Source organism: Halobellus salinus, assembly GCF_014646875.1.
GTDB lineage: Archaea > Halobacteriota > Halobacteria > Halobacteriales > Haloferacaceae > Haloquadratum > Haloquadratum salinum.
In genome coordinates this window covers 24120-33676 of the sequence record NZ_BMOC01000021.1, presented here as the reverse complement: position 1 = coordinate 33676, position 9557 = coordinate 24120, and the positions used below count along the sequence as shown (strand labels likewise).

Annotated in this window: 10 protein-coding genes; 9 read left to right on the top strand and 1 reads right to left on the bottom strand. The window is 66.9% G+C overall.

The features are described from left to right. The first annotated feature begins 211 nt into the window (after positions 1-211). From IEX72_RS13360 to nth, 5 genes are all read left to right on the top strand, one after another. A complete protein-coding gene (locus tag IEX72_RS13360) occupies positions 212-688 on the top strand; it encodes a hypothetical protein (protein ID WP_188788178.1) in 477 nt (158 codons plus the stop codon). 25 nt (positions 689-713) lie between these two features. Then, positions 714-2006 (top strand): DNA double-strand break repair protein Mre11, encoded by a 1293-nt coding sequence (gene mre11 / locus IEX72_RS13355; RefSeq protein WP_188788176.1) that lies wholly within the window; start codon positions 714-716, stop codon positions 2004-2006. Further along, positions 2007-4706, top strand: coding sequence for a DNA double-strand break repair ATPase Rad50 (gene rad50, locus IEX72_RS13350; protein ID WP_188788174.1), 2700 nt, complete (start codon positions 2007-2009; stop codon positions 4704-4706). It abuts the gene before it with no gap. Positions 4707-4818: 112 nt separating this feature from the next. Next, positions 4819-5049: a hypothetical protein gene (locus IEX72_RS13345; RefSeq protein ID WP_188788172.1), complete on the top strand. Its 231-nt coding sequence runs from the start codon at positions 4819-4821 to the stop codon at positions 5047-5049. Between the two features lie 149 nt (positions 5050-5198). Further along, positions 5199-5885, top strand: a complete 687-nt coding sequence (gene nth, locus IEX72_RS13340) for an endonuclease III (RefSeq protein ID WP_188788170.1) — start codon at positions 5199-5201, stop codon at positions 5883-5885. 25 nt (positions 5886-5910) lie between these two features. Here nth and IEX72_RS13335 read toward each other — a convergent pair whose 3' ends face one another. After that, complete coding sequence (locus tag IEX72_RS13335) at positions 5911-6393, bottom strand: DUF7321 family protein (RefSeq protein ID WP_188788168.1); 483 nt, start codon at positions 6391-6393, stop codon at positions 5911-5913. 129 nt (positions 6394-6522) lie between these two features. On the opposite strand from IEX72_RS13335, the gene IEX72_RS15270 reads away from it, so the two are divergent. The 4 genes from IEX72_RS15270 (at position 6523) to IEX72_RS13315 (ending at position 9556) form a co-directional block, all read left to right on the top strand. Then, on the top strand, positions 6523-7587 hold the full coding sequence (locus IEX72_RS15270; RefSeq protein ID WP_229663845.1) for a DUF7319 domain-containing protein: 1065 nt from the start codon (positions 6523-6525) through the stop codon (positions 7585-7587). A 93-nt stretch (positions 7588-7680) separates the two neighbouring features. Further along, a complete protein-coding gene (locus IEX72_RS13325) occupies positions 7681-8361 on the top strand; it encodes a plastocyanin/azurin family copper-binding protein (RefSeq protein ID WP_188788167.1) in 681 nt (226 codons plus the stop codon). Further along, a complete protein-coding gene (locus tag IEX72_RS13320; RefSeq protein ID WP_188788165.1) occupies positions 8361-8747 on the top strand; it encodes a DUF7318 family protein in 387 nt (128 codons plus the stop codon). The genes IEX72_RS13325 and IEX72_RS13320 overlap by 1 nt, the downstream gene beginning before the upstream one ends. Before the next feature lie 2 nt (positions 8748-8749). Further along, positions 8750-9556 carry a cytochrome b gene (locus IEX72_RS13315; protein WP_188788163.1) on the top strand — a complete coding sequence of 269 codons (807 nt, stop codon included), beginning with the start codon at positions 8750-8752 and terminating at the stop codon, positions 9554-9556. Position 9557 lies beyond the last annotated feature (1 nt).

Sequence of the window (9557 nt, the reverse complement as noted above, 5' to 3'; positions counted from 1 at the left end):
TAGTTTCGCGGCCTCTTGGATCGATGATCATCTCGGTGACTATCTTCAAAAGTTACGCTAGGTACTACGGTCCCTCCGGCAGCCGGCGCAAAGTGCCGGCGACGGCGAGCGACCGGGGGTTTTCGGGGTGGTCACAGGGTCACCAGCTTACCTGAACACTACCGAATCCGCCGGCCGAACGTTCAAACCCGATCCCGGCACCACATACGACGTGACCGACCGATCGCCCGAGGTGACCGACCGATCGCCCGAGGTGACCGACCGATCGCCCGAGGTGACCGACCGATCGCCCGAGGTGGACGCGCCGCGCCCCGATGAGGTCCGCCGGTCGCTCCGGGCGCTCGCGCACGGATCCGCGTCGTCGCAACCGTCGAACGCTCCGGCGCCCGACGAGACCGTCTCCCCGGATCCGGAGTCCGTCGTCCGCGACGCCGAACGCGCAGCCGACTCCGCCCGCGAAGCCGCGTCGTTCCTGTCGGCCGGCCGGCTCCCCGACCTTGACCGGGCGGTCGCGACGGCGGTCCGCCGCGACGAAGACGACACAACAGCCCGCGGCCGGGCCGCCCGGAAGTCGCTGCGGCGCCTCGACGCAGCGTTACGTGGGGGCGAGTCGACGACGCCCCGGCCGACGACACCCCCGGCCGACCACGACGCGACCACTTCCACTCCGGTCGCGGAACGGTTTTAGGAGCCACCGCGTAACGTCCGAACAGATGACACGGGTGATCCACACCGGCGACACCCACCTCGGGTACGCCCAGTACCACTCACAGATCCGCCGAGCGGACTTCCGGGACGCCTTCGAGCAGGTGATCGACGACGCGGTCGACGACGACGTCGACGCCGTGGTCCACGCGGGCGACCTCTTCCACGACCGCCGGCCGGAGCTCTCGGACCTCATGGAGACGATCCGCCTCCTCCGGCGGCTTCGAGGGGCGGCGATCCCGTTTCTCGCGGTCGTCGGCAACCACGAGTCGACCCGGAGCGGCCAGTGGCTCGACCTCTTCGCGGACCTGGGGCTCGCCGAGCGGCTCGGCTCCGAGCCCCGAACCGTCGGGGAGACGGCGTTCTACGGCCTCGACCACGTCCCGAAGTCCCGCCGATCGGAGCTGGAGTACGACTTCGCCCCACACGACGCCGACCACGCCGTCCTGGTCGCCCACGGGCTGTTCACCCCGTTCGCGCACGCCGACTGGGAGACCGAGACCGTCCTCGCGGAATCGGCCGTCGACTTCGACGCCGTCCTGCTCGGTGACAACCACGAGCCCGGCACCGAGACGGTCGACGGAACGTGGGTGACCTACTGCGGGTCGACCGAGCGCGCCAGCGCCGCCGAGGAGACCGCTCGCGGCTACAACCTCGTGACGGTCGACGACGGGGTCGACATCCGGCGGCGGACCCTCGACACCCGCCGGTTCGTCTTCGCGTCGGTGTCGCTATCGGCGGGCGAGGGCGCCGAGCGGGTCCACGAACAGCTCCGGCAGCGTGACGTGACCGACGCGGTCGCGGTGGTTGAGATCACCGGCGACGGGGAGTCGGTGGCGCCCGCCGCGATCGAGGAGTCGCTGACCGAGCGGGGCGCTCTGGTGGCGCGCGTCACCGACCGCCGGGACCGCGAGGTCGACGCCGATCTCGACGTCTCCTTCGCCGATCCCGACGACGCGGTCGAAGAACGGATCCGTGACCTGGGACTCTCGGCGGCCGCACTCGACGTCGACGGGACCATCCGCGGGGGCGAGGCCCCCGATTCCAACGTTCGAGCGGCGGTCGAATCCCGCGTCGCGGAGCAACTCGACGGCGACAGGTCGGCGTTCCGGACCGCAGCAGGCGGGGACACCCCCGCCGAATCGGGTGGGGACAGGCCGAATTCAGGCGGGACGGGCGGGAGCGCCGACGCTGGCGGGTCCGAGACGGACGGACCGGCCGCCGACGATGAGGACGACCGCGCCGCCCCGACGGAACCGGACACCGAAACCGACACGCAAGTCACGCTGGAGGACCTCTGAATGCGGTTTGAGCGGCTACGGCTTCGAAATTTCAAACCCTACGCCGACGCCGAGTTGGACCTCCGGGACGGCGTGACAGTCATCCACGGTCTGAACGGTAGCGGCAAGTCGTCGCTGCTCGAGGCCTGCTTTTTCGCGCTCTATGGCGCGCGGGCGCTCGATGATACCCTCGAGGAGGTCGTGACCACCGGCGCCGACGAGGCCGAGGTAACGCTCGGGTTCGTCCACGACGGCGACGCCTACGAGATCACCCGCGACCTCCGGCGGTCGGGTGATCGAATCTCGACCACGACGTGCACCCTCGACGGCCCCGACGTTGCGGTCGACGGCGCGCGTGACGTTCGGGCGTTCGTGACCGACCGGCTCCGGATGGACGCCGAGGCGTTCGTCAACTGCGCGTACGTCCGCCAGGGCGAGGTGAACAAACTGATAAACGCCACCCCCACACAGCGCCAGGACATCATCGACGACCTGCTCCAGTTGGGGAAGTTGGAGGAGTACCGCGACCGCGCCGGGCAGGCGCGGCTGGGCGTCGAAGACGTCCTGAACCGGAAGCGCGAACTCCTCTCGGACCGGGAGTCCCGGATCGAGGCCAAGGAGGAGGCGGGACTCCACGAGCGGTTGAACGAACTGGAGACGGAACTCGCCGCGGTCGACGACGACATCGAGCGGTTCGAGGAGAACCGCGACCGCGCCGAGGAGACACTCGCCGACGCCGAGGCGGTGCTGTCGACCTACGAGGAGCGGACGGCGGAGATCGACGACCTCGACGACGACATCGAGGAGTTGGAAGCGACTATCAAAGACGACGAATCGACCCGCGAGGAGCTCAAAACCGAGCTTGTGGAAACGGGAGACCAGGTCGACGAACTCCGGTCGCAGGTGACGGTCGTGCTCGATGAGTCCGACCTCGACGCGGCCGGCGCCGCCGACCTCGCCGCCGATGCGATCGAGGCTCGGCGAGACGCGCTCGACGCCGACGAGGCGTCGATCCGCGAGGACCTCCAGGACGCCCGGAAGCGCCGCACGATGCTGTCGAATCAGGCGGCGAACCTCGAAGAGCGGGCCGACGAGCTCGACTCCCGCGCCGAGGAGGCCAGACACCGGGCTGACGAGGCCGAAGCGTCCGCCGTCGACGCCGACGACCGGGCCGCCGAGTACGGCGACGAGCTGAAGCAAATCGATAACGAGATCGAATCCCTCCGCGAGCGGTTCGACGACGCACCGGTGGACCCGGGCGAGGCGGCCACGTACCGCGAGTCGATCCAGGCCGACCTCGACGACGCAAAGCAGTCGGCAACGGAAGCGCGGACGGAGCTGGAGTCGGCTCGCAACCGCCTCGAAGAGGCCGAAGCGCTCCGCGCCGAGGGGAAATGTCCGGAGTGCGGCCAGCCCGTCGAGGGATCGCCACACGTCGCTGCGATCGACGACCACGCGGAGCGCGTGGCGGACCTCAAAGCGGAGACACAGGACGCAGACAAGCGCCGGGAGGAACTGACTGATCGACTGGCGACCGCCGAGTCGCTCGCGGACGCCGCGTCGGAGATCGAAGAGCGACGGGAAAAGCGGTCGCTGATCGAAGACCGGGTCGCAGACGCCGAAGAGGCAGCCAACGACCACCGAACGAAAGCAGCGTCCATCCGTGAGGACGCCGCCGAGTACGCGTCTGAGGCCGACGAAAAGCGGGCGGCCGCCGAGACGCAGTCCGAGGCCGCCGCCGGGGCGGCCGAACAGGTGGCGTCGCTGGAGGCGGACCTGGAATCGGTGGCGACGGCGGCCGATCGGCTCGACCGGGTTGCGGACCTCCACGCGGAGGTTGAGGCGGCCGAATCGCGCATCGACCGACTCCGGGAGCGACGGACCGAAATCGCAGAACGCAACGACGAACGGCGCGCGTTCCTGGCTGAGAAGCGTGAGCGCCGAAGAGAGCTCGCTGACGCGATCGACGAGTCCCGGATCGAGACGGCCGAAGCGAACCGATCCGAAGCCGAGTCATACCTCGAACGCGTCGCAGAAAAGCTGGCGGACCTCCGGGGGCGGCGAGACGAGATTCAAACCCAGATCGGTGGTGTGAACGGCGAGCTCTCCAACCTCGAGGACCTCCGGGAGGAGAGAGCGGAAGTCGCCGACCGCGTTGCAGACCTTGAGTCGCTCCACGCCGAGGTCGCCACGCTCGAAACAACCTACACCGACCTCCGCGCGGAGCTCCGAAAGCGGAACGTCGAAACGCTCGAACGGATGCTCAACGAGACCTTCGAGTTGGTGTACGGCAACGACGCTTACGCCCGCATCCGGCTGGATGACGAGTACGGGCTGACAGTCTTCCAGAAGGACGGCACCGCGCTCGAACCGGGACAGCTATCGGGCGGGGAGCGCGCGCTGTTCAACCTCTCGTTGCGGTGTGCCATCTACCGGCTGCTCGCGGAAGGGATCGAGGGGGCGGCGCCGATGCCGCCGCTAATATTGGACGAGCCCACGGTGTTTCTGGACTCGGGGCACGTCTCCCGGCTGGTCGACCTCGTTGAGGAGATGCGGACCCTCGGGGTGGCCCAGATCCTGATCGTGAGCCACGACGACGAACTCGTCGCGGCCGCTGACGACCTGGTGACCGTCGAGAAGGACCCCACCACCAACCGGTCGTCGGTCCGGCGCCACGACGACGCCGCCCTCATCGCGGCGGAACTCGGGGCCGACGACTGAGACGGCAGCCTCCCGGCAGCGGCACGACGAGGACACAAAGACGGCCGGTAGTCGGTGCGCACGCACCGGGCGTTGAAATCTTGTGTCTCCGGCAGTGATCACGGGCCACAGGATGAACCTGCTTCGGGTCGCAACGAAGCTCCACCACTACCGGCTCCCGACGCTCGGGGTCTGTGGGTTGGCGATGACGCTCGCGCTCTCCGGTCCGGGCGTCAGGTTCCGCACCATCGGCCCGCTGCGCTTGGATATGTTTTATGCTTCGGTTGTCGTGTGCGGACTGCTGGTGCTGTCGGTTGCTGTCCTCGGCGAGTACGACCCGGAGGCGTACGGACTGGAGCCCTGAGAGAACGCGCAGGGATCCGTGTACCGAGTTGCAAGTACGTCTACCGCCCACTTGTGTATTCCCGGCATCCGGACGACGCCTCGCGCTCGCCGGACGGCCGCGCTCCGATCGACCGGTGGTCTCAACACCGATTGGGTCCACGGTCGGGTATGGGCACGTCGCTTCCGACCCGCGAAAAGCAGGCGGAGGAGGTTCTCGACCGGCTGTACGACGAGTATCCCGACACGACCATCTCGCTGCGGTTCTCCGACCGGCTCGAACTCCTGGTCGCCGTGGTGCTGTCGGCGCAGTGTACCGACGAGCGCGTCAACGAGGTGACGAAAGAGTTGTTCGACAAGTATGGGACCGCCGCCGACTACGCCGCGGCCGACGAATCCGAACTCGCCGACGACATCTACGGGATCACGTTCCACAACAACAAGGCGGGCTACCTGAAGTCGATCGGGCAGACCCTGGTCAAAGAACACGACGGCGACGTCCCCGACACGATGTCGGCGCTGACCGACCTGAAGGGCGTGGGTCGGAAAACCGCGAACGTGGTGCTCCAACACGGCCACGACGTGGTTGAGGGGGTCGTGGTCGACACGCACGTCCAACGGATCTCCAGACGGCTGGGACTCACGGACGAGGAGCGCCCCGAGGCGATCGAACCGGAGCTGATGGAGTTGTTCCCCGAAGACGACTGGCAGCAGTCGACGCACCTGTTCATCAGCCACGGCCGAGCGGTGTGTACGGCCCGCAATCCTGACTGTGATGCGTGCGTGCTTGAGGACATCTGTCCGTCGTCGAAGCGCGACAGCAACGTCGACCGGGCGTCGGGCGAGCCCTGGAACTGAGCTCCGGGCGCGGTGGTCCGGGAGGCTACCCGATCACGTACCGACTCACGAACTGGTAGAGTCCGAGGATCCACGCGAGAAACCAGAAGATCACGTAACCGAAGACGCCGACGCGGAGCCGACCGCGCCACGCCCCCATGTTCGGGTGGAGGTCGTCGAGGTCGATATCCTGCGTGGGGTCGTCGTAGAGGTCGGCTTCTCGTTTCACCTGGAGGATGCGGACGATCCCAGTGAGCGCGAACGCCAACAACGCGTACGCCTGCAGCCCCAAGACGGCGTGGAATACGAGCACGCCCTGGAGTTGATCGAGCAGTCGTGGGATCATCCACGTGACGACAGGAATCGTGTTGAGCACGAGCCCCGGAACGATGAACTTCAGGTGGTAGATCAGCACGTCCCAGGTCACCACCTCGGCGTCGATCATGATCCACGCGCCGTAGAGGTAAAACGGGAGGCTCGCGGTGATCATCAGCGCGGCGCCGGCCGCGATGGCCGAATCGGATACCATCGGACACGCTACGGGGTCCCGCGGTGTAAACTGACCGGCTCACGGCTGCGGGAGCACCGCAGCCCCACCGCCTCGGCGCGGTTCGGTGAACCGTTACCCTAAGGAGTGTGCCGGTCCAAGAGCCACGGGATGACGGAGTCCCCGGAGAGACCGTCCGCGGCGGACCGCCGCTCGAATCCGCCCGGCGCCAACGAGGTCGGCGACGCCGAGGCGTCGGCGAGTACGGGTGGGACAACCGCGGCCGAAGGCGGTGCGGGAGAACGGGACGTGGCCCCGACGGACGCCGACGGCTCCACGGAGGTGGCGTCGGTCGCCGCGGACGAGGGGGGTGGCGGCGAGGACGACCTCGAAGCGCTCCGGGAACAGGTCGAGGAGACCTACGACTTCGAGAGCTTCGGCCCGGCGGATATGGCCGACATGAGCCTCGAAGAGTGGGAAGCCGCGTTCGACCCCGAGACGTGGATCGTGGGCGAGGAACTCCTCGACCGGGTCGAACAGGAGCTCGAAGCGCGGGTCGCGATCCGCGAGATCTTCGCGATCGTCGAGCGCGTTTCCGACGGCGAGGACCGCGTGATTGCCTACTCCGACGAGGGCTACGCGGTCATCTACGCCGACGGCAGCATCGAAGGCGAGGGGACCGTCCTGCGCGACGTGAAACCGACCGTCGCGCTCTGCTCGATGGACAGCTACGAGCTGATGGACCAGCCTGCCGAGAGGTCGCTGCCGGAGCCCCGCGAGGTGGTCGAGGGCAGCGGGGAGTTCGGGAATCTTATGCTCCAGATCGTCGCGGGGGCGCAGGTGGTCGTCGGCATCGGGCTGGCGGTCGCGTGGCTCGCGCTCCCGTCGCTGTCGACTGTCGTGGCGCCGATCGCGTCCATCGGGTTTCTGGCGATCGGATTTTTCCTGTTTCTGGTGGTCGCAAACGCCAGACTCTCCGATCGGTTCCGCGTCGAGGAGTTCCGGAACCGCCTCCGTGCCCTCGAAAACGCCGGCGAGGAGTGGGGCGATGTGCTCCCCGAAGAAGCGAGGGGAGCCATCGACGCCGGCAGTGGAAGCGACGACAGCGACGGTGAGTTCGCCCGTGACGACGGCACCGACGCCACTACCGCCGAGACCGGCTCTATTGCCGACGGGCCCGACTCGGACAACGCCAACCACGGTGGCGACCCCGAGCGCCGCTCGGACACCGACTGACACCGGCACAGCGGCGGGGTGGTCTCGCTATACGAACGCCCAGCGAGTGGTGAAGTCGGTGGGTTTAAACGCGCTCCATCCCGAGACCGGAATATGAATAGGCGGGACTTCCTGCGCGCAGCAAGCGTGCCTGCTGCCGCCGCGACGGCTTCCGCGGCCGCCGGCACCGGCGCCGCCCAAGAGACGTCCGAGGGCACCGCGACCGGGACCGCGACCGCGACCGGGACGGCGGCCGGGAACAGCACCGGCGCGAGCACCGGCACCGGTACCGGCACCGCTGTGAGCGCCGGTGGCGGCCCGATCGAAACGGTGACCGTCGGTCCGGGCGGGTCGCTGGTGTTTTCGCCCGGCACCGACGAACCGCTGCGGATCGCGCCCGGCACGACCGTCGAGTTCGTGTGGGAGTCCGACAACCACAACATCGTGGTCGACAGCCAGCCCGAGAGCGCCGGTTGGGAGGGTCACGAGACGATCGAGAACACCGGTTTCACGTACGAACACACCTTTGGAACGCTGGGCACCTACGAATACTACTGTTCACCCCACCAGTCTGCGGGGATGGTCGGCACCATTGAGGTCGTGGAGAACCCCGACGCCGGCGGTGGTGGCGGGGGCGGCGGTGGCGAGAAGGAACTTCACTCCTTCGGCGTCCCGATTCACGCCCACTGGGTCGGCGCCGCCACGATCCTCGGAATCATCGTGACGATCATCTTCACGTTCTACGTCCTGAAATACGGTGAGTCCGCACACACGGGCACCGGGAGGAACTCGTAATGTCATCTAGTGGAAGCACATACGGCGACATCCACCGGTATGAACCGGCACGAGAGAGCACCGCCGCGGCGATCGCGATCGTGTTGCTCACCATCATCGAGGTCCTGTTCGTCTTTCTGTTCACCTACGGCCTCGTCTCCGGGTGGGGGCTGACCGAGACCGGGAACATGTACCTCGGTTCGGTGTTAGCCGTCATTTTCATAGACCTGGCGTTCATTCTGGCGATGTACAGAAAGGAGTTCCTCCCGGACGTCGTGATCGTCAAAAAGCGGCGTCGGAAGTGGGAAGACCTCTACATCCGTGAGGACGACGTCGACGGCACCCCGTTTGCCGACGGCGCGTGGGACCACGTCAAACGGGCGATCTACCCGTACTACAAGCGATAACAATGAGCCTGGAAAAAAAAGACGAGTACGACCACAACGGCTGGATGAAAACGAAGGACCTCTCCCCCGTGGAGACGGCCTTCCTGACCACACTCATCTGGCTCGACAAGCGGCTCCGCATCGTCGACTACCTCGAATTGATGGAGAACCTCTACTACAAGGTCAACCTCCAGATGCCGAAGAGCCACACCGAGCAGTACAACCTCGACAACAAGTTCTGGTACTGGTATCCGCTGTACACACTGGGGTTGTTCTCGACCCTGGCGTACGTCGTCGCCGCCATCTCCGGCGCACTGCTGGGCTTCTACTACAGCCCGTCGGCGGCCGCCGGAACGGAAGCCGCAGGCACCGTCGCCTACGAGAGCATCGGGTTCATCATGCGTGACCTCCAGTTCGGGTTTATGCTCCGGTCGATCCACCGGTGGGCGGCGCAGGTGATGGTCGCTGCGGTGTTCCTTCACATGCTCCGCGTGTACTTCACCGGGGCGTACAAGGAGCCGCGGGAGCTCAACTGGCTGATCGGCATCGTGTTGATCAGTCTGACAATGGTGTTCGGATACACCGGCTATCTGCTTCCGTGGGACCAGCTTGCGTTCTGGGCCGGCCAGATCGGCGTCGAGATGTCACTGTCGATCCCGCTGGCAGGCGAGTGGGTCGCCCAACTCCTGTTCGGTGGCTTCTCGCTGAGCCAGGCGACGCTCCAACGGATGTATATCCTGCACGTGTTCCTGTTGCCGTTCGTGGTGACGACGCTGATCGCCATCCACATCGGCATCGTCTGGGTGCAGGGCATCGCGGAACCCCATTAAC

Bases quoted from the DNA above. Each gene is read 5' to 3' on its own strand.
- mre11 (WP_188788176.1), top strand. From the start codon at position 714: ATGACACGGGTGATCCACACCGGCGACACCCACCTCGGGTACGCCCAG.
- IEX72_RS15270 (WP_229663845.1), top strand. From the start codon at position 6,523: ATGACGGAGTCCCCGGAGAGACCGTCCGCGGCGGACCGCCGCTCGAAT.
- nth (WP_188788170.1), top strand. From the start codon at position 5,199: ATGGGCACGTCGCTTCCGACCCGCGAAAAGCAGGCGGAGGAGGTTCTC.
- IEX72_RS13335 (WP_188788168.1), bottom strand. From the start codon at position 6,393: ATGGTATCCGATTCGGCCATCGCGGCCGGCGCCGCGCTGATGATCACC.
- IEX72_RS13320 (WP_188788165.1), top strand. From the start codon at position 8,361: ATGTCATCTAGTGGAAGCACATACGGCGACATCCACCGGTATGAACCG.
- IEX72_RS13315 (WP_188788163.1), top strand. From the start codon at position 8,750: ATGAGCCTGGAAAAAAAAGACGAGTACGACCACAACGGCTGGATGAAA.
- rad50 (WP_188788174.1), top strand. From the start codon at position 2,007: ATGCGGTTTGAGCGGCTACGGCTTCGAAATTTCAAACCCTACGCCGAC.
- IEX72_RS13325 (WP_188788167.1), top strand. From the start codon at position 7,681: ATGAATAGGCGGGACTTCCTGCGCGCAGCAAGCGTGCCTGCTGCCGCC.
- IEX72_RS13345 (WP_188788172.1), top strand. From the start codon at position 4,819: ATGAACCTGCTTCGGGTCGCAACGAAGCTCCACCACTACCGGCTCCCG.